12 protein-coding genes are annotated in these 23446 nt (G+C 67.1%); 8 read left to right on the top strand and 4 right to left on the bottom strand.

Annotated elements, in window-relative coordinates:
* Positions 1 to 83: 83 nt before the first annotated feature.
* Both LQ232_RS09380 and mdoH read left to right on the top strand, forming a co-directional pair.
* Positions 84 to 1631 carry a glucan biosynthesis protein G gene (locus LQ232_RS09380; RefSeq protein ID WP_230180054.1) on the top strand — a complete coding sequence of 516 codons (1548 nt, stop codon included), beginning with the start codon at positions 84 to 86 and terminating at the stop codon, positions 1629 to 1631.
* Positions 1604 to 3799 carry a glucans biosynthesis glucosyltransferase MdoH gene (gene mdoH / locus LQ232_RS09375; RefSeq protein ID WP_371820163.1) on the top strand — a complete coding sequence of 732 codons (2196 nt, stop codon included), beginning with the start codon at positions 1604 to 1606 and terminating at the stop codon, positions 3797 to 3799. Before LQ232_RS09380 ends, mdoH begins: the two co-directional genes overlap by 28 nt.
* A 20-nt stretch (positions 3800 to 3819) precedes the next feature.
* Here the strand turns inward: mdoH and LQ232_RS09370 are convergent, their stop codons facing one another.
* Positions 3820 to 4392, bottom strand: a complete 573-nt coding sequence (locus LQ232_RS09370) for an N-acetyltransferase (protein ID WP_230180053.1) — start codon at positions 4390 to 4392, stop codon at positions 3820 to 3822.
* On the opposite strand from LQ232_RS09370, the gene tagF reads away from it, so the two are divergent.
* Both tagF and LQ232_RS09360 read left to right on the top strand, forming a co-directional pair.
* Entirely contained in the window at positions 4352 to 5170 is an 819-nt protein-coding gene (gene tagF / locus LQ232_RS09365) for a type VI secretion system-associated protein TagF (RefSeq protein WP_230180052.1), read from the top strand. The genes LQ232_RS09370 and tagF overlap by 41 nt on opposite strands.
* A gap of 41 nt (positions 5171 to 5211) precedes the next feature.
* Positions 5212 to 7065, top strand: a complete 1854-nt coding sequence (locus LQ232_RS09360) for a serine/threonine-protein kinase (protein WP_230180051.1) — start codon at positions 5212 to 5214, stop codon at positions 7063 to 7065.
* Between the two features lie 24 nt (positions 7066 to 7089).
* Here the strand turns inward: LQ232_RS09360 and LQ232_RS09355 are convergent, their stop codons facing one another.
* The 3 genes from LQ232_RS09355 to LQ232_RS09345 form a co-directional block, all read right to left on the bottom strand.
* Positions 7090 to 8445 carry a caspase family protein gene (locus LQ232_RS09355; RefSeq protein WP_230180050.1) on the bottom strand — a complete coding sequence of 452 codons (1356 nt, stop codon included), beginning with the start codon at positions 8443 to 8445 and terminating at the stop codon, positions 7090 to 7092.
* 76 nt (positions 8446 to 8521) lie between these two features.
* On the bottom strand, positions 8522 to 17557 hold the full coding sequence (locus LQ232_RS09350; RefSeq protein WP_230180049.1) for a filamentous hemagglutinin N-terminal domain-containing protein: 9036 nt from the start codon (positions 17555 to 17557) through the stop codon (positions 8522 to 8524).
* 13 nt (positions 17558 to 17570) lie between these two features.
* Entirely contained in the window at positions 17571 to 19304 is a 1734-nt protein-coding gene (locus LQ232_RS09345; RefSeq protein ID WP_230180048.1) for a ShlB/FhaC/HecB family hemolysin secretion/activation protein, read from the bottom strand.
* Positions 19305 to 19440: 136 nt separating this feature from the next.
* On the opposite strand from LQ232_RS09345, the gene otnI reads away from it, so the two are divergent.
* From otnI to LQ232_RS09325, 4 genes are all read left to right on the top strand, one after another.
* Positions 19441 to 20265: a 2-oxo-tetronate isomerase gene (gene otnI, locus LQ232_RS09340; RefSeq protein ID WP_230180047.1), complete on the top strand. Its 825-nt coding sequence runs from the start codon at positions 19441 to 19443 to the stop codon at positions 20263 to 20265.
* Positions 20266 to 20277: 12 nt separating this feature from the next.
* Positions 20278 to 21153, top strand: a complete 876-nt coding sequence (locus LQ232_RS09335; RefSeq protein WP_230180046.1) for an alpha/beta hydrolase — start codon at positions 20278 to 20280, stop codon at positions 21151 to 21153.
* Between the two features lie 12 nt (positions 21154 to 21165).
* Positions 21166 to 21726 (top strand): YaeQ family protein, encoded by a 561-nt coding sequence (locus LQ232_RS09330; RefSeq protein WP_230180045.1) that lies wholly within the window; start codon positions 21166 to 21168, stop codon positions 21724 to 21726.
* A 70-nt stretch (positions 21727 to 21796) separates the two neighbouring features.
* Positions 21797 to 23443: a carboxylesterase/lipase family protein gene (locus tag LQ232_RS09325; protein WP_230180044.1), complete on the top strand. Its 1647-nt coding sequence runs from the start codon at positions 21797 to 21799 to the stop codon at positions 23441 to 23443.
* The last annotated feature ends 3 nt before the right edge of the window (positions 23444 to 23446 follow it).

Below are 23446 nucleotides of genomic sequence, written 5' to 3'. Positions count from 1 at the left end.
GGCGAATTTGGCGCCACCACCATCTTAAGTGATTGATTTAGAAGAGATTTTTTGCGTGGCACGCACATTGCAAATCAATGGGCATGAGCACCGCCCAAACCTTCAACACCACCTTGGTAGCCAAGACGCTGTCCGGCTGGCTGTTGGCCGGCGCGGCCTTGCTGGCAGGCTGGGGTCCCGCCCAGGCTTTTGACTTCCAGGATGTGGCCGCACAGGCCCAGCAACTGGCGGCCAAGCCCTACGAGCCCCGCCCGTCCACCCTGCCGGACGAGCTGAAGGCCATCAGCTACGACCAATACCGCGACATCCGCTTCAAGCCCGAACGCGCGCTGTGGCGCCAGGACAATCTGCCCTTCGAATTGATGTTCTTCCATCTGGGCAAGTTGCAGAACCAGCCCGTGCTGATCAACGAGATCACGCCCAAGGGCGAGGTCCGCCACATCGCCTTCAATCGCGACGATTTTGACTACGGCCGCAACAAGCTGTCGCCCCAAAGCTGGGGTGATGTGGGCTACGCGGGCTTTCGCGTGCACTACCCGGTGAACACGGCCAACTACAAGGACGAGGTCATCGTCTTCCTGGGCGCCAGCTATTTCCGGGCGATCGGCGCGAACCAGCACTACGGCCTGTCGGCACGCGGCTTGGCCATCGACACCGTGGGCGGTGAGAAAGAGGAGTTCCCGCGCTTCTCGGAGTTCTGGATCGAAAAACCCAAGGCCACCGCCAAGTCGCTGGTGGTCTACGCGCTGATGGAATCGCCCCGCGCCACGGGCGCCTACCGCTTCGAGGTCAAGCCGGGCAGCGACACGGTCACCGAAGTGCAATCGCAGCTTTACCTGCGCGGCCCGGTCGCCACCTTGGGGGCGGTGCCTCTGACCAGCATGTTCCTGTCGGGCGAGAACCAACCGCGCCGCGGCGATTTCCGCCCCGAGGTGCACGACTCCGACGGCCTGATGGTGGCCACTGGCGAAGGCGAATGGCTGTGGCGCCCGCTGATCAACCCCAAGCAAACCTTGACGACCTCGTTCGCGATGAAGTCTCTGCGCGGCTTTGGCCTGATGCAGCGTGATCGCAGCTTCGCCAGCTACGAAGACGCCGAGGCGCGTTACGACCGCCGCCCCAGCGCCTGGATCACGCCGCAAGGCGATTGGGGCCCGGGCCGCGTCGAACTGGTGCAACTGAACACCCCCGATGAAACCCACGACAACGTGGTCGCCTACTGGGTGCCCGAGAAGCTGCCCGCCATCGGCCAGCCCCTGAAACTGTCCTACCAGATGCGTTGGCAAAGCCAGCAGCAGCAACGCCCACCCACCGCCTGGGTGACGCAATCGCGCGTGGGCCAGGGCCTGGACGCGCTGGGCGCCAACGAGCACCAGTACCTGGTGGAGTTCACCGGCCCCTCGCTGGACAAGCTGCCTGCCAACGCGGCACTCAAGGCCGTGGTCAGCAGCGATGCCAACGGCGAGATTGTTGAACGCAACCTTTACCGCAACGGGGGCAACCGCACCTGGCGCATGACCTTGAAGGTCAAACAGATCAAGGACACGCAGCCCGTCGAGCTGCGCGCCTTCTTGCAACACGGCAACGACACAGTGAGCGAAACATGGACCAACGTCATTCCTCCCCAATGAGCAGCACCTCGCGGCCCACCAAGGGCGTGAGCGCCTTCGGACCCAGCATGCCGCCTCATGCCCGTGGCGCGATGTTGGCCCGGCCCTGGCGCGGCTTCGCACGCGGCCTGGTCGATGCCATCCAGGGCCGTGGCCATTCGTTTGAGACGGGCGCCAATACCGGCATTGCCGTGGCCGCCTGGGAACAGGCCGCGCGTGCACGCCGCCGTGTGCTGCTGGCTCTGATCGCTTTGAGCACGGTGCTGGCCACCACCGTGCTGGCCTGGTCGCAACCCACCTACGAACACCCCTTGCTGCAGTGGATGCAGATTGGTCTGTTCGCGCTGTTGTTCGCCTGGGTGTCGGCCGGCTGCATCACCGCCGTGATGGGTTTCTGGGTGCTGGTCAAGGGCGACAAGCACGCGCTGTCCAAGAACACCGCCAGCAACCGGCCGCTGAGCGCCAGTGCGCGCACCGCCGTCATCATGCCCATCTGCAATGAAGACGTGAGCACGGTGTTCGCCGGCTTGCGCGCCACCTGCGAATCGCTGGCCACCACGGGCGCCGACCGCCTGTTCGACGTCTTCATCCTGTCGGACAGCAGCGACCCCGCCGTGCGCGCCGCCGAGCTGGCCGCCTGGTCCGAGCTGAAAAGCACCTTGAACAGCGACCGCATCTTCTACCGCTGGCGCCAACGCCGCACCAAGCGCAAGGCCGGCAACGTGGCCGACTTCTGCCGCCGCTGGGGCCGCAACTACCGCTACATGGTGGTGTTGGACGCCGACAGCGTGATGAGCGGCGATTGCCTGGTCACCCTGGTGCGTCTGATGGAGACCCACCCCACCGCCGGCATCCTGCAGACTGCACCGCAAGGCGTGGGCTTGAACACCGTGCATGCGCGTGGCCAGCAGTTCTCGTCCCGCGTGACGGGGCGCCTGTTCACTGCCGGCATGCAGTACTGGCAACTGGGCGAGGCCCATTACTGGGGCCACAACGCCATCATCCGCGTCGAGCCTTTCATGAAGCACTGCGCGCTGGCGCCTCTGGAAGGCACTGGCGGCCTGAGCGGCGAGATCATGTCGCACGACTTTGTGGAGGCCGCATTGATGCGCCGAGCGGGTTACCACGTGTGGCTGGTGCCCGACCTGATCGGCAGCTATGAGCAACAACCGCCCCACATCCTGGCCGAGTTGCAACGCGACCGTCGCTGGTGCCAGGGCAATCTGCAGAATGCCCGCCTGATCACCGAACCCGGCCTGCACGCCGTGCACCGCGGCATGCTGGTCACCGGCGCCATGGCTTACCTGTCGGCCCCGTTGTGGCTGGTCTACGTGGCCTTGGGCGCAATGCTGTGGCTGGTCGGTGGCAATGTGTTTTTCACCCCCGAAGGTGACTTGACGGTGGGCGTGATGGGTCTCTGGGCCGGCACCATCGCGATGCTGGTGCTGCCGCGCCTGCTGGGCGTGATGGCCGTGGTCATGAAAGACGAGCAACGCTTTTATGGCGGCACGCCCAAGCTGGTCAAGAGCGCCTTCATCGAGTTCGGCCTGTCGGCCATGCAGGCACCGCTGCGCATGGTGGCGCATTCGATCTTCGTCGTGGCCGCGCTCACCGGCTTGAAGCTGGAGTGGAAGTCGCCCCCGCGCGAGGCCACCGATGTGAGCTGGAAGGAAGCCCGGCAAAGCTTTGCCAAGCCCGGCTTGAGCGTGCTGGCGATCGCCGCCGTGCTGGCCCTGGTGCACCCGCCCGCCCTGCTGTGGCTGCTGCCCGTGGGCGTGCCACTGCTGCTGGCCATTCCCTTCACGGTGATGACCAGCCGCACGGCTTTGGGCGAGAAGGTTCGCCAGTCTGAACTGCTGCTGGTGCCCGAAGAATCGTGGACGCCCTCGGTGCTGCGCCGCGCCTGGAACTACGCAGCGCAACCCGCCCAGCCCTTGGGCTGGAACGAGGTGCTGGACAATCCCCGCCTGTGCGCGGTGGTGAGCGGGGCCATGGGTTCGCGCCGCACCTCGCAAGGCCTGCGTGGCCACGCACGCCGTGCGCGCATTGAGCAACTGGCCACCCAGGGCGCCAAACCCACGCCCGCCGAGGTCATGCGCTTCCTGAGCGAGCCGGGCACCTTGCAGCAACTGCGGGCGGCGGTGCTGTTCCCCAGCCACCACGAGCGCCACGCCACCTCACACGCCTGATCGTTGTTGGTGAGCCGGGCTCAGCGAGGCCGGCGCAGCATCGGGAAGATGGGCGGCGAACTGCCCACCTGCAACCGCGCCAGCACCTCGAAGCCGTGCCGCTCGTACAGCGGCACATTGCGTGGGTTGGTCGATTCCAGGTAGGCCAGTTGGCCGTCGCGGTCGCACGCGGTCAGCGCGTGCTTCATCAGGGCCGCACCATGGCCCTGGTTCTGCCAGGCCGGGTCCACCCCAATCAAGGGCAGGTACCAATGCGGCTCCTTGGGGTGATGCAGCCCCATCTGTTCCAGCAGCGGGAAGACATCGTTCTCGGCCTGCGTGGACACGGTGCTTTCCACGATATCGGTCACGCCCTCGTCGTCCATCTCGGCGCCGGGCGGCAGCCACAGCGCCGCCCCCGCGAAGTCGGGCGCCACGTAGGCACTGCCCAGGGCAAACGCCCGCCCGCCAAACGCCTTGACGAAGGGCGGGAAATTGCGCAGGTATTGCTGCGGATCGGGCCAGGTCCAGCGCACGGCGGGGTCGGTGCTGAAAGCGAGCACGAGGGCACTGATGACGGCGGATTCGTCCGCGGCCGTGGCGGTTCTGATCATGGTGCTGGTATCCGTCCTGGATGAATGGGCTGAATGGGCCATCGCCCCTTTTTCGGTCATCATGCCAGCCATGACCGCACCGCACCCCATCCCCGGCTGGTACGGCAAGCTGCCCACCCTGGGCGACTTCGCCTCTCGCCGGCTCGAACCCGGCTTCATCACCCCCTGGGACGCCTGGCTGGCCGAAGGCATCGCCGGGCTGCGCGCCCAGGCGGAAGACGCCTGGCTGGCGCACTACCTGGCCAGCCCGGTCTGGCGCTTCGTGCTGATGCCTGGCGTGATCGGCCTGGACACCGCCATGGCCGGTGTGCTGATGCCTTCGGTCGACCGCGTGGGGCGCTACTTTCCGCTGACGCTGGCCGCGCCCTTGGGCACCGTGCCGCAGTCCATGGCCCAGGTCGATGACCTGCAGGCCTGGCTGCACCAGCTTGACGACACCGCCGCCGACGCCCTGCATGAGGACTGGAGCGTGGACCAGCTCGAAGCAGAGCTGGAGCGCCTGCCCATGAACACGCCGCACAGCGCGCCTTGCGCGGCACTGAGCGCCCTGGGCGAGGTGATCCAAGGCCGGCAGCCGCACGCCACCTTGCCCCTGCCCAGCCGCCACCACCTGAGCATCTTGCTGGAGCTCAGCGCCGCCACGCAATGGCAAACCGCCGCGCAGGGCCTGGCCTTCTGGTGGGCCGAATCGGCAGAGGGTGCACCGCGCAGCCTGGTTTCGCGTGGTTTGCCACGGGGCGACGGATTTGCCGCCCTGCTGGGCAGCGCCGCCGCCTAGAATCACCGCACGCATCACCAGCCAGAGGTCTTCAGCAGCGCATGAGCGATCACCCCGACGACGACCGCACTGTCATCAAGCCGGTCAACCGCACGCAGCCAATGCCCGCCGCCGCGCCCACGCCAGCCCAGGACGACCACGGCAATGCGCTGCCGGTCGGCACCTACCTGGGCGAGTTCGAGATCACGAGCATGCTGGGCGAGGGTGGCTTCGGCATCGTCTACATGGCCTGGGACCACTCGCTGGAACGCCGCGTGGCACTCAAGGAGTACATGCCCTCGGCCCTGGCCGCGCGCAGTGGCGGCACGCAGGTGTCCGTCAAGTCCGAACGCCACCGCGACACCTTTGAAGCGGGCCTGAAGAGCTTCGTGAACGAGGCCAAGCTGCTGGCCCAGTTCGACCACGCCTCGCTGGTGAAGGTGTACCGCTTCTGGGAAGCCAATGGCACGGCCTACATGATCATGCCCTTCTACGAAGGCCAGACGCTCAAGCAGGCCCTCAAGGACATGAACGGCCCGCCCGACGAGGCCTGGCTGATGGGCATGCTGGCCCCCTTGACCGAGGCGCTGGAGGTGATCCACGCCGAGCAGTGCTTTCACCGGGACATCGCGCCCGACAACGTCATCCTGCTGAAAGGCAGTGGCCGCCCGCTGCTGCTGGACTTTGGCGCCGCCCGCCGCGTGATCGGCGACATGACGCAGGCGCTGACGGTGATCCTGAAACCTGGCTACGCGCCGGTGGAGCAATACGCCGAAGTGCCCGGCATGAAGCAAGGCGGCTGGACCGACATCTACGCCTTGGCCGCGTCCATCCACTACGCCATCCTGGGCAAGACACCGCCCCCGGCCGTGGGCCGCTTGATGAGCGACAACTATGTGCCGTTGGCGCAGCAGGTGGCGGGCAAGTACAGCGAGCGTTTCCTCAACGCCATCGACCAGGCCCTGGTCGTCAAGCCGGAAGACCGCACGCAAAGCGTGGCCGAGTTGCGCGCCAACCTGGGCCTGGGCGGCGTGGATTTCAACCCCATGGTGACGCAGCCGGTGAAGCTGGCACCGCAGGGCGCTGCGACCACGGCCGCGCGCGCCAGCGCAGCCACGCCAGCGCCCACCAACGCCAAGGCCCCATCGCCCGGCACGGCACCGGCGCCCTCGCGCACGGGCCTGATGATCGGCGCTGGCGCCCTGGTCTTGGCTGGCCTGGGTGGTGCGGCCTTCTGGCTGTTGACACCCTCATCGGCACCGCCAGCGCCGGCGCCTCAGGTGGCGGCCGAGACCACCCCAGCCTCGACGGCCCCGGTGGCTGCACCACCGCCGGCCGTGGCGCCAGCGCCAGTTGCTCCGCCCGTGGCCGCAACCACCCCGGCCGTGGTCGAAGGCCCGTTCAGTGCCCTGCGCGAGTTCGACCGCATCCTGGCCGCGCAAACACCCGGCTTCACCGTGGAGGCCGCCCCCGCCAAGCCGCAGTTCCGCATTGGCCGGGACCGGCTGGCCTTCACCGTCAAGTCGGCGCGCGAGGGGCACGTCTATGTGCTGCTGCAAAGCACCGAGGGCGAGTTCATTCAGCTCTTTCCCAACAAGATGGCGCGCAACAACCGCATCAAGGCCGGCCAGACCTTGAACCTGCCGCAGGCCACCTGGCCCATGGACGTGGCGGGCCCGGCGGGCACCGACCACTTCCTGGTGATCGTCTCCAGCCAGCCGCGCAACTTCGACGCGGCGGGTTTGAAGAACGATGGCGGCTTTGGCATGTACCCCAAGCCCGACGCGGCCCTGGAGATCGCCAAGCAGTACACCGGCCCGGGCTCGGCTTTCGCGGGCATGGTTCAGTGCCAGGGCGGCCCAGGCTGCGATGACGAGTACGGCGCGGCCAAGTTCTCGTCCGACGAGGTGCAGTGAGCGCCCCGGCTTGAGGGCGCTTGCTTACTTGCGGTAGTGGTCCAGCGTGGGCGGCGGCGTGTAGCCCAGCTCACGCGCCCGTGACTCGAACTGCGCGGCCAGCAAAGGCTGGTCCTGCCCCCGGTAGTACAAGGCCAGCTCGTAGCTGGCGATCCCGTTGCCCAAGGCCGAGGCGAACTGCATCCAACCTTCAAAACGATTGGTGTCGGTGCTCACGCCATCCTGGCCCTGACGGTACATCCGCGCGATCCGCGCGGCCGCGTCCTTGTCGCCCCAGGCGGCCTTGCGCAACTCGCGCAACAGGCTGTCGGGGCTCTCGGGTTTGGGGCTGAAGGCGCTTTTGAACAGGCGCACATCGTTGCGTTGCATGGCCTTGGCCGCGTCGGTCGCGCCTTCGCGCGCCACCTGGGCCGAACCCGCCAGTTTGCCGCCGGGAAAGCGCTTGAGGTATTCATCAGCACGCTTGACCACGTCGCCCGGCCAGTAGCTGTCTTCCACCTGCTTCCACAGGGTTTTTTCGTCGACGTTCTCGAACGCGACCTCGCCGCTGGGCGTGGCCGGCTTGAGGGCCAGGCGCGTGCGGATCTGCGTGTTCTCGGCGATGAAGGGAAACTGCGCCACGTTGCGGATGGCCTGGATGGGGTGGTTCAGCATGGTCTGCTGCACGTCCAGCTTGACCAGGCGGAACAGGTCGGAGAACGTGGTGTCGTCAGACGCCGACTGCATCACCTTGACCAAGGAGGCCGTGTAGAAAGTGTTCTGCGTTTCAACTGCCGGGGCAATGGCGGGTTTGCCGGCGCCGGTGGCAAAAGCGATCAAGCAGCCCAGCGGCGCCTCGACCTGGTTGAGCCCGCCTTCGGCGCGCAGCGAGGTGCGGCAGGCATCGATCACCACCATGCTCAGTCCCTTGGGGCGGTGCGGCAGGGCATCGACCAGGTCGCGCTTGAGCATCAAGCCATTGCCCAGCAAAGCGTCTTCCTTGCCGCTGGGGTTGGTGCCCGCGCCCAGCAGCAGGTTCTCGGCATCCACCTGCATCCCGTGGCCCGTGAAGTAGAACAGCACGGTGGCATCGGCGGGCGCGCCCTGCACGCGTTTGGCAAAAGCCTGCATGGCATCGCGCAACACCTTCACGTCCTTGTCGGTCACCACGGTGACTTCGAAGCCGCGTTTTTCAAGCACGCCCTGCACGTCGCGCAGGTTCTTGTGCACGGGGGGCAGGTCGAACGGCGAGGGATAGGCGCGGTTGCCCACCAGCAGCGCAAAACGCTTGGGCGCCTGGGCCGAAGCCGCTGCGGGGCTGGTGCCGCCATAGCCCTGCGCCAGGGTCACCGCGGGCAAGCCCAGGGCCAGCGGTAGGGTGATGACTTGGCGGCGGTTCACGGTTGATTTCACGGTCGGGCTCGGAGGTGATCGGACTTCAAACTGTATGCCATTGGCGCGCTGCCGTGTTCAACAATCATTGGCAACCCAAGGTGGCGTTGGGGGTACAGGTGGCGGGCATGCGGATGGACTCGGAGCCTTCGGTGGCGGGGCGGCCCGCGCCGACTTCGGCGATCACACCCGTGCGCAGTCGGGACGACACGTTCTCGGTGCGCACCGCTTCATCGAAGCGCGCCCGGCGCGACTCTTCGATCACGGCGGTCACCGCGCTCAAAGCGCCCACTTCTTGCGGCGTGGAGGGTACTCGACCGTTGTAATACACCTGGATCTCACTGGCCTTGCTGGTGCCGTCGTAGAACGGCACATTGCCCTCCGAGCCCCCCAGGTACACGGCCGACGAACCCGCGCCCGCGCCCTTGGGCCGCACGGTCAGGTAGCCGCCCAGGCTGTCGCCCACGTCCACCTGGATCCAGCTGCTGGTGGCCGGGGTGCCGAACTGGTTGATCACACTGGGTTGCTTGAGGACCAGGGTGAGCGCCGCCACCGAGCTTTCGATGCCCTGCGCGTTGATGTAGGGCAAGCGCGCGCGGATCTTGGTGCCGGCGTTGGTGGTCAGGCTGTTGGCCGTGAGCTTGACCGCATCGGCCTCGATGCCCGCCGAGCGGATCTGGTTCGAGTCCACCCGCACGAAGCTCAGCGGCAAGGTGCCCGAACCGCTGAAGCGCGCGGTGTTCGTGTCGCCCTCGGGTCCGCTGACGGCCTTCAGGTTGCCCGCGATCTCGTTGGTGGTGTGGTCGATGCGGATGGAGCCGCGGTTCACCGCTTGCAGGTCCAACGTGGAGCTGGCCGCCGTGGTGATCGTGCCGTTGGTCTGCAGGATGGCGGCGGCCGCTTCCTTGACCACCAGGCTGCCGGTGATCAGGCCGGGTCGGCCGCTCAACTCGCTGTCGTTGAAGGCGATGCCAGCGCCGGGCCCTCCGCCCGCCTGCAAGGTCAGCGTGCCGCCGCCCAGGTTGAGCGAGTCTTCCAGGGTCAGCACGCCGTCGGTGCTGATGTCGCCCCCCAGGCCCAGGTTGACCAGGCCCAGCCGCAGGTTGCCCGCGGTGTGCAGCGTGACGGTGGACGCCGCCAGGGACAACACGCCGGTGGTTGCCACCGGGTCGTTGTAGGTCTGCGCACCGGTGGTGCGCATGGCGCTGGCGTCGATCTGCGTGCTGCCAGGCGCATCGGTGGTCACGCTGGCCAAAGCCATGGTCGAACCCACATTGCCCTGGAAGCGCGTCAGGCCGGCGGTGTTCACCGTCAAGGCGTGGGCGCCATCCACCGTGGATTGAAAGTGGATCTGGCCCGTGCCGCTTTGCAGGGTGGTGTCCACACCCAAGGTCAAGGCGCCCGAATCGATGTTCACGGCGCCGGTGCTGGCGCCGATCACGAGCTGGGTGAAGCCACTGGTCTGGTCCAGCAGGGCCTGGCTGATCAGCAGGTCGCCCCCGCCACCCGCACCGGCCAGGCCGATGGTGCCGGCGCTCAAGGGCAGGATGTTCAGGATGCCTGAACCAGAGATCGGTCCGCCCGAGGTCAGCGTGTTGGCCACCAAGGTCAGGTTGGCACCACCGGTGACGCCCCCATCGAACTGCTGCGTGTTGCTGCTGAAGGTGGTGTCGCCGGTGGTGGTGACGGCGTCGCCGAAGTGCAGCGCACCGGTGGCGCGCACCTGGCTGGCGTTGATGGCAGTGGTACCGCCCGCGTTGGTGCTCAGGCTGGCCAGGGCGGTGGTGCCGCCCACGTCGCCATTGAAGGCGGTGGTGCCGGTGGTGTCGACCGTCAGGGCCCGCGCGCCATCCACGGTGGCGTTGAACGTCACGTTGCCCGAGGCGCTTTGCACTTTGGTGTCGCGCACCAGGGTCATCGCGTTGGCATCGATGGCGCCCGTGCCATCGGTGCGGCCAATGGTCTGCGAGGTGAAGCCGGTGACCCGGTTCAAGGTGGCTTGCGTGATCTGCAAGGCGCCCACGCCACCGGCCAGGCCAATGGTGGTGCCGGCCGCCGTGGGTTGCAGGGTCAGCTCGCCGCTGCCCGACAGGTCGCCGCCCAGGCTCAGGGTGTTGGTGGCCAGGGTAAGGTTGGCGCCACCGCTGGCGCCGCCCCCCAACGTGATCGACGGGGCGGTGAAGCTGACGTTGCCGCCATAGACCACGGCATCGCCAAAGCTCAAGGCCGTGGTCGCACTGGCCGAGCTGCCATTGAAGTGGGTGCTGCCCGCCGCGTCGGTGCTCAAGGTGGTCAGGCCGGTGACGTTGCCATTGAAGCTGGTGACGCCTGCGGTGTTGACCGTCAAGGCCTGGGCGCCATCGAGCGCGCCAAAGTTGATGGCCCCGGTGCCGCTTTGCACCGTGGTGTTGGCGCTCAAGGTGGAGGCGCCCACGTTGACCGTGCCCGTGCCATCGGTGCGGCCGATCACGCGCTGCGTGAAGCCCGAGACGGTGTTCAGGTTCACCTGCAGGGCGCCTGTGCCGCCGCTCAAGCCGATCGTGGTGCCCACGCTCTTGGGGGCGATGGCGAAGGTGCCGGCGCCCGAGCCCGTCACGGCCCCCACCACGCTGATGACGTCGGAGCTGAGGCTCAGGTTGTTGGCGCCGGTGATGTCGCCCGCGAAGTTCAGGGACGAACCATCGAAGACCGCATTGCCGCTGAGCACCTGCACATTGCCGCCATAGCTTTGCGCGCCGCTGGTGGTCAGGCCTTGGGCCCCGATGAAACGCACAGTGCCGGTGCCCGTCTTGTCCAAGCCGGTGAGGCCCGAGATCGTGCCGTTGAAATCGACCAGGCCCGGCGTGGCGATGGCGAGCGCATGGCTGGCGCCGATCAGGTTGGCCAGGCTCACGCTGTTGGCGCTCAAAGTGGTGTTGGCCGACAGGGTGACCGGATCGCCATACACCTGCGCGCCGGTGGTGGTCACCTGCGCGGGCAGAACAGTGGCGCCACCTGCGGTGGTGGTCAGGTTGCTCAGGGCCGCCGTGTTGCCCACGTTGCCGTGGAAGGTGGTGGTGCCGTTGTCGTTGATCACCAGGGCGTGCGTGCCGTTCACGGTGCCGTTGAAATCGACCGTGTTCGCGGTGACGGTGGTGTTGGCCCCCAGGGTGACCGCGCCGCCGTAGGACTGCGCGCCGGTGGTGCGGACGCTGCCGCCATTGAGGTTGGTGGCGCCCGATGTGCTCAGGCTGGCCAAAGCACCGGTGCCCCCAACAGCGCCGCCCAGCGTGGTCGTGCCCGAGGCGTTGATGGTCAGCGAATGGGTGCCGGGCGCATCATCGTTGACCGTGCCCGCGAAACCTATGTTGGTACCAGCGAGCGTGTTGTTGGTGCCCAGCCGCGTGTTGCCACCGTAGCTTTGGGCCCCTGTCGTCGTCACGCTGTCGCCATAAAGATAGGTCAGCCCCGAGCCGACATTGACCGACGCCACGTTCACCGCGCCGAGGAAGACGGTGCCGATGCTGGAGTTGGTATCCAGGGCAAATGGCCCTGTGAGCGCGCCACGGAAGCGAACAAAGGCGCCGCTGGATGTGAAGTTGCCTGCGGCGCCCAAGGTCACCGTGCCGAAGTAGTCCTGATAGCCAGCGCTGCTGACGCTGCCCTGGTCAAACTGCGTGGTCCCGCTCACGGAAACCACATCCAGCGTCTGGCTGCCGCCCACGGCCTGGCCAAAGCGGGCATTGCCGCTGACAGAAAGGGACAGGCTTCCCGCCGAGGCGCCATTGACAGTGCCATCGAAAACCACGGTCGTCCCTGCCAGGTTGACGCTGTTGTCCAGAATCACCGCATCACCATACGTTTGCGTGCCAGTGGTCGTGACCGATGCACCCAGACGCGTTGTACCACCAGCGTCGGTGGACAGCGACGTCAAGCCTGACGCCGATGCGTTGATACGGGTCACGCCGCTGGTGTTGAGGGTCAGACTGTGTGCGCCACTGATGGCTGACAGCACACTGATGTCCCCGGTGCCGCTGAGCAGGGTCAGGTTGGCCGGCAAGGCAAAGCTGTCGCCATTGGTGCCCAGCGTGACCGAGCCCGTGCCATCGGCACGACCGACAGTCACGCTGGAAAAGGTCGAGAACTGGGTGAAGGTGGCGTCTCCCACCACGAGTTCGCCGATGCCGCCAGTGGCCTTCACCACGGTGTTGCGCCCGGCTGTGTACGCGGCGATCTGGGCTGCGCCCGTGCCCGACACAGTGCCATTGACCACGAAAGAATCGGCCAGCAAACCCAGGTCATGCGTGCCCGCCGCCAGGTTACCGTTGAAGGTCAGCGCGGTGCCCGTGAAGGTCGCGTCGTTCAACAAAATGGTGGAGGCACCGTAGTACTGCGTCCCCGAGGTGGTCACGTTGTTTTCAACGTAGGTGTTGCCATTGACCGTCAGGCTGGCCAGGGGCGTGGTGCCGCCCACCGCGCCCATGAAGTAGGCGTAGTAAGAGAAGCTGCTGCTGGGCAGGTTGACCGTGAGGTGGTGCGACCCGTTCACCGTGCTGCCAAAGGTGGCGGTGGTGGCGTTCATGCTCACATCGGACGCCAAGGTGACCGCACCGTTGTAGCGCTGGAAGCCGCCGGTGAAGATGTTGGACGCAGCGATGCGAGTGGGGCCACCCAGCGTCAGGCTGTTCAATCGGCTGATGCCACCCACGTCGCCGTTCAGGCGAACGGTGCCGGTGGCCGTGGCCGCGTCGAGGTTGAAGAAGCCGTCAACGGTGGTGTCGATCTGGCCGAACACGATGTCGCCCGAGCCATTGCGCACGCGCAGGCTGCGGCTCAATGCGGTGCTGCCGGTCATGTTGCCGAAAGTGATGTTGCCGGTGCCGGCATCACGTCCCACAGTGACCGAGCCAAAGTTGGAGAACTTGTTGAGCAGGGCGCTGGTGACCTGGAAGGTGCCAGCGCCACCCGCCACACCGATCGTGGTACTGGCCAGGCGGCCGGCGATGCTGGCATTGCCCGCCCCCGTGCTGGCGATGGTGCCCGCGACGTTCATGGCATCCGCGAACACCGACATGTCATGGATGCCCGCGTTCACATTGCCCGTGGCGCTCAAGCTGCTGGCCGTGAACGTGGTGTCGCTTTCCAAGGTCACGGTGGGAGTGGTGTAGGTCTGCCCACCCGCGGTGGTGATGGCGCCCGCGTTGAGGTTGACCGAGCTGGCCGTCACGCCCAGGCTGCTCAAGGCCGTGCCGCTGCCCACGGCGCCATCGAAGCGCACATTGCCCGCTGCGGCGTTCACGGTCAGCGCCTGCGCGCCATCCACCGTGCCTTGAAAGCGCACATTGCCCGCCGAGCTGCTCACGCCCACGGCGCTGGCCAGGGTCACCGCGCCAGCGTAGTCCTGCGCGCCGGTGGTGCCCACGTTGGCGCCCAGCGTGGTCTTGCCTTGCAGGTTCAAGGCGGCCACGCCGCTGACCGCGGCCGTGGTCTTGATCGCATCGGCCGCCGCATTGCTGCTCTTGACCGTGAGGTCGTGCGTGGCACCGGTGACGCCCGCCAGGCTCACCTTGGCCGCCGTGGCATCCAGGGTGACATTGCTCGCCAGCGTGGTCATGCCGGTGTAGCTCTGGTCGCCCGTGGTGGTGACGTTGCCACCCAAGGTGGCCGCGCCCTGCACGCTGAGGGCGCGCAGGTTGCCGATGGTGCCGGTGGTCTTGATGGCATCGGCCGACACGTTGGCGCTCTTGAGCGTGAGGTCATGCGCCCCACCGCCATCCACGCTGGCCAGCGAGATCTTGCCGGGGCCGGCTTCCAGCGAGGTGGTGGCGGCCAGCGTCACCGCACCGCCGTAGGTCTGGTTGCCGGCGGTCTTGACCAGGCTGGTGTTGACCGTGACCGGGCCGTTCAGATCAACACTGTTCAAGGCGTTGGTCCCGCCGATCAGGTCGTTCAGGCTGATGGTGCCGGTGGTCTGCGCCTCCAGCGCAAAAGCGCCGTCCAGCTTGGCGAAACTGACCGCGCCACTGGCACTGCGAACCAAGGTTTTGGTCGGCAACACGAAGTTGCCAAAGCCGATCGTGTAGGCGTTGGCCGCGCTGCCCACCGCAATGCTCTGGTAGGTGCTGAACTTGTCGAGCAGCGCCTGGCTCAGCTGCAAAGTGCCGGGGGCCGCGGACAGGCCGCCAGCCACGCTGATGCTGCCGGTGTCGGACAGAGGCTCGAAGGTGGCATTGGCCGTGCCCGTGGCAGCGCCGCTCAAGGTGATGGTGTCCGCCCGCAAGCCGACGTTGTGGGTGCCGGAGGCCAGGCTGGTCAGGCTCAGGCTGCTGCCTTTGAGGTTGACGGGGGCGGCCAAGGTCATGGCGCTGTCGTAAGTCTGGCTGCCGGCGGTGGTGACGTCCCCACCCAGGGTGACCTTGCCCTGCACATTCAGCGCCGCCATGTTGGTGATGGCGCCGGTGGTCTTGACCGCATCGGCTGCCACGTTGCTGCTGACGACCGTCAGGTTGTGCGTGCCGCCGTCGACCGCCGCCAAGGTGACCTTGCCCGCGCCCGCGTTCAGTTGCACGTTGGCGCCGAGCGTGGTGGTGCCGGAGTAAGTCTGGTTGCCGGTGGTGGTGACGTCTGCGCCCAAGGTGGACTGGCCCTGCACGCTCAGCACCGCCGTGTTGGTGATGGCGCCCGTGGTCTTGATGGCATCGGCCGCCACGTTGCTGCTGGTGATCGTCAGGTTGTGCGTGCCGCCATCGACCGCCGCCAAGGTGACCTTGGCGGCGCCCGCGTTCAGCTGTGCGTTGGCGCCAAGCGTGGTGGTGCCGGAGTAAGTCTGGTTGCCGGTGGTGGTGACGTCTGCGCCCAGGGTGACCTTGCCCTGCACGCTCAGTGCCGCCGTGTTGGTGATGGCTCCCGTCGTCTTGACCGCATCGGCCGCCGTGTTGGTGCTGACCACCGTGAGGTTGTTCGTGCCACCGTCCACCGAAGTCAGAGACACCTTTGCGGCGCCTGCATCCAGTTGCACGGCCGCCGCCAGAGTCACCGGGCCGGTGTAGGTCTGGTTGCCCGTGGTGGTGACGTTGCCGCCCAATGTAGCCTTGCCCTGCACGCTCAGCACGACTGTGTTGCTGACCGTGCCGCTGGTCGAGATGGCGTTGGCCGCCGCGCTGGTGGTCAGCACCGTGAGGTTGTGTCCACCGCCATCGACCGAAGCCAGCGACACCTTGGAGGCCGCCGCGTCCAGCTGCGTGTTGCCGGCCAGCGTGGTGGTGCCGGTGTAGGTCTGGTCGCCGATCGTGGTGACGTTGCCGCCCAGCGTCGACTTGCCTTGCACGCTCAAGGCCGCCACGTTGGTGACCGTGCTGGTGGTCTTGATGGCATCGGCCGCCGTGTTGGTGCTGGCCAGGGTCAGGCCCTGCGCCACGCCGTTCACCGCCGCCCCCAGCGACAACTTGCCCGCGCCCGCGTTCAGTGTGACGGGCGTGAGCGCGCCCGTCAGGTTGATGCCGCCACTGGACAGCGTGCCATCCAGGGTCAAGCCATTGCGGGTGATCACGTCTGCCTTCAGGATGATCTGATCGCCCGCCGTCAGCTGCAGGCCGAAGTCGCCCGTGTTGGCCGAGGCATCGACGGCCGAAGACACGGTGATGGCCTTGTCCGCGCTCAGATGCACATTGGCCAGGTCGAGCTGCGCGACCACGGCCCCGGCGGTGATCTTGCTGACGCTGCCGGCGCCGCCCGCGTTGGCGCTGAAGGAAGCCGTCGTCAGGTCCAGGCCACCAGCGTCACCATTGATGTCGGGGCCCGCGGCCACGATCTCGATGTTCCTCGGGTCCAGCAGCAAGGTGCCTTTGGCGCCGCCAGCGCCACCGCGCAGGTCGGTCTGGCCACGGTAGTCCAGGGTCTCGCGGCCCGAGACCTCGGCCTGACCGCCATTGCCGCCCAGCGCACCACCGCGTGCGGAAATGCGGCCCAGGAAGCGCGTGTCGCCATCGGCCCAAGCGACCACCTGGCCGCCATCGCCCTGCACCGTGGCATCGGCTTTGATGCTCACGTCGCGGCCCACCAGGGTCTGGCTGGCGCGGCGGGTGCTGCCCTGCCCTTGAAAGTCGCCACCCACCTTGACACTGCCGCCACCGGCCGCCCCCGAAGCATCGATGCTCGCCTGCTCGAACAGGCCCACCCGGTCGCCCAGGATGCTGACCGAACCACCCCGCTCGCCGGCTTGCAGGCCCGACACGTCCACCTGGCCGGTGACAGACGTCACGCCACTGCCACCGCCATCGATGACCACGCGGCCTTGCCGGGTGCCCAAGCTGCGGGCTTGAACCACACCGCTCATGTTGAGCACCGTGTCGGCAAACTGGCCACGCGCGTCGGCCATCATTTCCACTGAGCCGCCGTTGGCTTCAATGCGGCCCAATTGGGCCAGGCGCGCATTGGCATCCTTGCCCTCGACTTCGAAGAACAAAAGGCCATCGCCTTCCACATCGACCAGCAGCTTGCTGGCCGCGGCCAGGCCCACGCGGCCGTTCTCAGCCAGGATCTGCCCGGTGTTGATGACCTGGCGGCCGGCCAGCACCACGAAGCCATCCTTGGCGGTGATGGTGCCGTCGTTGCGCACCACGCCCGCCAGCTCCCCGCGCCCATCGGTGGGGTTGGACGTCAGCAGGATGCGGTTGTTCAAAAAGTCGCCCAGCGACAAGCTCATCGTGGTCGCCACGATGCTGCCCACGTCCACACGCGCATGCTCGCCGAACACGATGCCGTTGGGGTTGATCAGGAACACCCGGCCGTTGGCCTGCAACTGGCCGAGGATGAAACTGGGGTCGTAACCAGTGACCTGCCCCAGGAACGCCGAAGTGCTGGTCGGTTGCTGGATGACCACCTTGTTGCCCAAGCCGATCGAGAAGCTGTCGTACTGGACGTAGGCCTTGTCGCTGGTCTGGTGGATGTTGAGCGTGTTGGCGTTGGGTTGCGTGGTGGTCACATTGCCGTAGACCACCGTGCCGGTTGACGGCAAAGCCGCCGTCTGGGCCGTGGCGCCTTCCGCCAGGATGAGCAAGGCGGCCGCCAGCGGCAAAGGCCGCAGGACAAAACACCCCCGTTGAGCGAGGCGACGGGTGCGGATCAAGGTGCTGCGTTTCATGGTCGTCTCTCGCTCAAAAATACTTGGTCATCACGGCATAGGCGCGGGGCATCTTCTTGGACGGATCGCTGGTGCCCACGCCGGTGAGCGGCCAGGCCAGGTTCAGGCGCAGCCCGAACGATTGCGACCGGTCCCAGATCGCGCCCACCCCGGCGCCCGTGAGCGTGGCGGTGTTGGCCGCCCCGGGCAAGGCGTTGAGCGAAGGCAGGCTGGGGTCGTGGCGGAAGGTGGCCCGGCCCGCGTCGTAAAAGGCGCTGAACACCATCTCGCGCGAGGCCCGGCCAAACCACGACTCAAAAGGCAGGAAGCGCAATTCGGCGGTGAGCAGATCGCCCTCGTCGCCCGTGGCCTCGCCTGGGGCAAATGCCCGCACGCCCGTGGGGCCACCCAGACTGAAACGCTCGGTGGTGTCCAGGTTCTGGAACGACCGTTGGCCCTTGTAGCGCACGTACAGCAACAGGCGGTTGCTCACCAGGTTTTGCAGGCGCGAATAACCGGCCGTCACTTTCTGGTAGCGCTTGGGCGTGTCGCTGGGGGTGAAGCCTTCCTGGTAGGTCAGATCGCCCTGCAGCACGCTCAGCTCGTAGGTGTTGACGCCGCCCGTCAGCATGTTGTCGCGGAAGTCGCCCACCAGCCCGACCTGGAAGTCGTCACTGCGCTTGCGCGTGGGCAGCCCGATCTCGCGGCGGTCCTCGAACTGCTTGTGCTCGAAGCTGGCCAGCGCGAACACATTCAGGTTGCGGGAGCGCACCAGCGGGTACAGGCCGAACACATTGGCCGCGGTGGCATCGCCATTCAAGCCCACGGGGAAATCTTCCTTGTCCAGCTCGTAGCGCACCTTGGAGGCCGAGGCGCCCAGCTTGAAGCCATCAGACCCCAAGGGCAGCACATAGCTGACCAAGCCAAAGGCCATGCCACCCGTGACTGTGCTCATGGCATTGAGCACGAGGCCATCGCCACGCCCCAGCGGGCTGGCGAAAGTGCCCACCACGTTGAGCCGGCCCGTGCCCGAGTAGCGCGAACCATGGCTGTCAAACTCGCCCTTGCCCGAAAAGCGCGCCTCGCTTTGCGGCGACACCACCAGCGAGGCCGTGCCCGGGTAACGCCCCGCCTTGACCTCGAAGCGGGCGCGGATGCCCTGCAGGTCATTGACCATGAACACCACGCGCTCGACATCGCGCACGCGCAGGATCTCACCGGGGCGCAGTCGGGCCAGGTAACGCTCGACTACCTCGCGCTGCACGATCATCTTGTCGGGCCACTGCAGCAAGACCTGGTCAAGCCGGCCCTCCATGACCGCGATGTGAACCACGCCGTCCTTGGGCGCTTGCTCGGGCAGGTAGGCGTGGCCCAGGTAATAGCCCAGCTCGCGCTGCATGTAGCGCGACACCGCGGCGGCGGCATCCACCATGTCTTCGTAACTGCGAGCCTTGCCCGCGTAGGGCGCGGTCAGCTTGGCCAGCACATCGCGCGGCACGTCGTTCAGGCCATCGACCTCGTAGGCCGCCACGTCCAGGGTGATGTCATCCGCGGGCTTGCCCAGCTCTTTGGGCACGGGCGCAGGCGTGGGCACCTCGGCCGCGCTCTCAAGGGGCGACACGGTGGCCTCACGGCCTTGCTGAAGCGTCTGCGCCGAAGGGATCACCCCGGGTGCGGGCTCCACGGGCACGGCCTGCGACCAGGCGGCCAAGGGCGACACGGACAGCACCAGGGCCAAGCCCCGCAAGAAAACGCTCGGCAAACGCACAGTTGAGATCCTTCAAAATGAGTGCGGGTACTGCTGACCGCCCTCGACTGGCGCCGCGAATCCAACCCAACGGCAGGTTATAACCGTCGCCACCCGTTTACGCACTCCCTAAGCCCTGGGGGTAGGAACACCCGACGTGAACCCCACATTCCCCTTGAAATTCGCGGCCAACCTGTCTTGGCTCTACACCGACCGCCCCTTCCTGGACCGCTTCCAGGCCGCCGCGGACGATGGCTTCCAGGGCGTGGAGTGCCTGTTCCCGCACGAACACCCCAAAAGCGAGATCCGGGCCCGCCTGCAGGACCTGGGCCTGGCGCTGGTGCTGTTCAACGGCGCACCCGGTGACTGGGCGGGCGGCGAGCGCGGCCTGGCTTGCATTGATGCCCGCGAGGCTGATTTCCAGGCCAGCGTGCAAGCCGCCTTGGCCTTGGCCCAAGACCTGGACTGCCCCCGCGTGCACGTGATGGCTGGCCTGTGCCCCGGCGCGCCCCAAGACCGCGCACGCGCGCTGGCCACGTACGAGCAGCGCCTGGCCTGGGCCGCCGAACAGGCCCGCCTGGCCGACCGCAACATCCTCATCGAACCCATCAACCCGCGTGACATGCCCGGCTACTTGCTCAACCACCAGGCCGATGCCCACGCCCTGGTGCAACGCATCAACTCGCCCCACCTGCAAGTGCAACTCGACCTGTACCACTGCCAGATCGTGGATGGAGACATCACCACGCAATTGCGCCAGGCCCTGCCCACCGGCCGGGTCGGCCACCTGCAGATCGCCGGCGTGCCCGACCGGAGCGAGCCCGATGCCGGCGAACTGCACTACCCTCACGTCTTCGCCGAACTGCGTGCCCTGCAATGGCCTGGCTGGATCGGCTGCGAATACCGTCCGCGACAAAACGGCCCGAGCGGCACCTCCGCTGGACTGAACTGGCTGCGCGCCGCCACCGCCCCGACCGCATAAAAAAGGCCCCCAATGATCCCCAAGATCCCCGCCACCATCACCACCCGCGACGGCCTGGCCCTGGCCACCCGCCATTGGCCCTTGCCCGACAAAGTCGCCCCGCGCGGCGTCGCGTTGCTGGTGCATGGCCTGGGCGAGCACGCTGGCCGTTATGAGCACGTGGCCCACCACCTGAACAACTGGGGCTGGGCCGTGGTGGCCTATGACCACCGTGGCCACGGCAGATCACCCGGCGCCCAGGGCCGCCTCGCCCAGAGCGACGACCTGCTGCACGACCTGGCCTCGATGGTGGACACCGTGCGCGCCACCTACCCCGGCCAGCGCCTGCTGATGGTCGGGCACAGCCTGGGCGGCCTGGTCGCCGGGCGCTTTGTGGCTGCCCAGGCCCAACCGCCCGAGGCGGCTCCCTGGGCCCGGCCGGTGGATTTGCTGGTCATGTCATCCCCGGCGCTCGACCCGGGCCTGAGCTGGTTCCAGAAGGCCCTGCTGGCCACCTTTGGCAAGCTGACGCCCGACCTGGCCGTGCCCAACGGCCTCAAGCCCGAGTGGGTGTGCAGCGACCCGGCCGTCGTCAAGGCCTACATCGCCGACCCGCTGGTGCACGACCGTGCCACCGGCCGCCTCAGCCATTTCATCGTCAACGCGGCCGAACAGGTCTTGCAGCGCGCCGCCCACTGGACCACGCCCACGCTGCTGATCTACGCCGGGGCCGACCGCTGCGTGCGGCCCGCCGGCAGCGCGCGCTTTGCCGCCGCCGCCCCGCATGCCGTGCTCACCACGCACGCCTACGCGCGCATGGCGCACGAAATCTTCAACGAGCCCGACCAGGCGCAGGTCTTCGCCGACCTCGCTCGCTGGCTCGACACCTTCGAACCCGAACCCCAATAAAGAGAACATCCCATGGCGATCAAAGCCACCATCTACAAGGCCCAGCTCCAACTGGCCAACATGGACCGCAACGTCTATGCCGACCCGGCCCTGACGATCGCGCGTCACCCCTCCGAGGCCGACGAACGCATGATGATCCGCGTGCTGGCCCTGGCCCTGGGCTGGCCTGCCAACACGCAGGAAGGCACCATCGAGCTGGCCAAGGACATGTGGGACACCGACGAGCCCGCCTTGTGGCAAAAGAACTACTCCGGCGAGATCCTGCACTGGGTGGACGTGGGCCAGCCCGACGACAAGCGCCTGATGAAGGCCAGCGGCCGCGCCCACCAGGTCAGCCTGTGGGTGTTCCAGAGCAGCACCAAGGTGTGGTGGGATGGCATCGCCACCAAGCTGACCCGCGCGCGCAACCTGACCGTGTGGCAGGTGCCCTCCGAGCAAAGCCAGGCGCTGGCCAAGCTGGCGCAGCGCACCATGCAATTGCAGATCACCGTGCAAGACGGCACCATTTGGGTCAACGATGGCCAGGAGACGATTGAGGTCACGCCCATCAAGCTGATGGGGCCACAGGAATAAGCTTCCATCTTGATATAACCTGTGTCCGCAATTCTCAAAAACAGCACCACCACCAACCAGGCGGAGAACCATGCCCACTGACCTCCACATCAGCCCAGTCGTCCGCCTTGCCAACGCCAGCTTGCGGTTTGCCACGGTGATGCTCGCTGGCACCGTGCTCACCTCGCAGGCCCAGGCCGTGGGGCGCCCGGACCGCGATCCAATGTGCAAGACGCAAGACGAGCTGGTCGCCTGCACTGGGCAAGGGGCTGTCAAAGGAACCGTGGAGCGCGACAGCGTGGCCTTCAAGGGGATCCCCTATGCCCAGGCCCCGGTGGGCCCACTGCGCTGGCAAGCGCCAGTCCCTCCCATGCCCTGGACAGGGCTGCGTGACGGATCCCAGTTCGGCCCGGTGTGCCCGCAGTTGGTGGGCAGTGAAGTGGTCGGCGATGAAAACTGCCTGACCCTCAATGTGTGGAAGCCCAAGGCGGGCCCGCGCCAACCCAAGCCGGTGATGGTGTTTTTCACCGGGGGCGGCAACCATTCCTTCTCCGGCCAGGGCACCGCCGGCTTCGGCGGCGTCCAGTACAACGGCGAGAAGCTGAACGCCGAGGGCGTGGTGTACGTCAGCTTCAACTACCGGCTGGGCGCATTGGGTTTTCTGGCCCACCCCGCCTTGAGCGCGGAACAGCCTCGGGGCATCTCTGGCAACTACGGCAGCCTGGACCAGATCGCCATGCTGCGCTGGGTGCGGGACAACATCGCCGCGTTCGGCGGTGATCCGCGCCGCGTCATGGTGTTTGGCACCTCGGCGGGCGGCGGCAACATCTGTGCGCTGATGACGGCGCCGGCCGCCAAGGGCCTTTTCCAGCGCGCGGCCATGCAATCCAGCGTGCCCACCGGATGCGAGTTACCCACCCTGGCCCAGGCCCAGGCGGGCACCGGCGCCCGAGTGGCGCAAGCGCTCGGCTGCAGCGCCAGCACGACCTCCGCTTGTTTGCGCAGCAAGACCGCGGCCGACGTGGTCCGGGCCGTGCCAGGCACCTTTGGCGTGCTGCCGCGTTTGTACGGTCCCAATGTGGACGGGCACGTCTTCCCCGATCAACCCAACAAGGTCATCGCGCGCGGCGACCACGCGGCCATGCCCGTGATCATCGGCAGCAATGCGCAAGAGACCATGCAGTTCGTCGATTCGGTGGGCCCCATCACCGACGCGGCCTCCTATGAAGCGGCCATTGGGCGGGTCTTCGGCGAAGGCGCCACCCAGCGCATCCTCACCGCCTACCCCGCCACCAGCTACGCATCGCCACGGCGCGCCATGGTCCAGCTGACGACCGACGCCCTGTTCACCTGCCAGAGCCTCAGGGTGGCACGCTTGCTGTCGCGCCACCAGACAGCGCCGGTCTACCGCTACCTGTTCGCGCACCGGCTGGAGAACGACCCCGCGCTGAGCGCCCTGGAGTCCGTGCACACCCTCGAGCATGTATTCTTCTTCGCCTGGCAAGGCACTTACCAACCCAACGCATCGGATCTGGCCTTGCAGCAAGCCATGGTGCCCAGGTGGACCCGGCTGGCCCGCAACGGCCACTTGCCTCACGCTGGCAGCCTGGCCTGGCCACCAGCGTGGCCCGGCGATCGCTTCCTCTGGCTGGACGGCGGCCCTGAAGTGCGGGCGGGCGATGCCGGTGCGCACTGCCCGTTCTGGGACACCGTGCCGCTGCCCCAGCCTCATCTCTGACCC

Source organism: Aquabacterium sp. CECT 9606 (assembly GCF_918741295.1).
GTDB lineage: Bacteria > Pseudomonadota > Gammaproteobacteria > Burkholderiales > Burkholderiaceae_C > Aquabacterium.
This window is presented reverse-complemented; position numbering and strand designations above follow the sequence as displayed.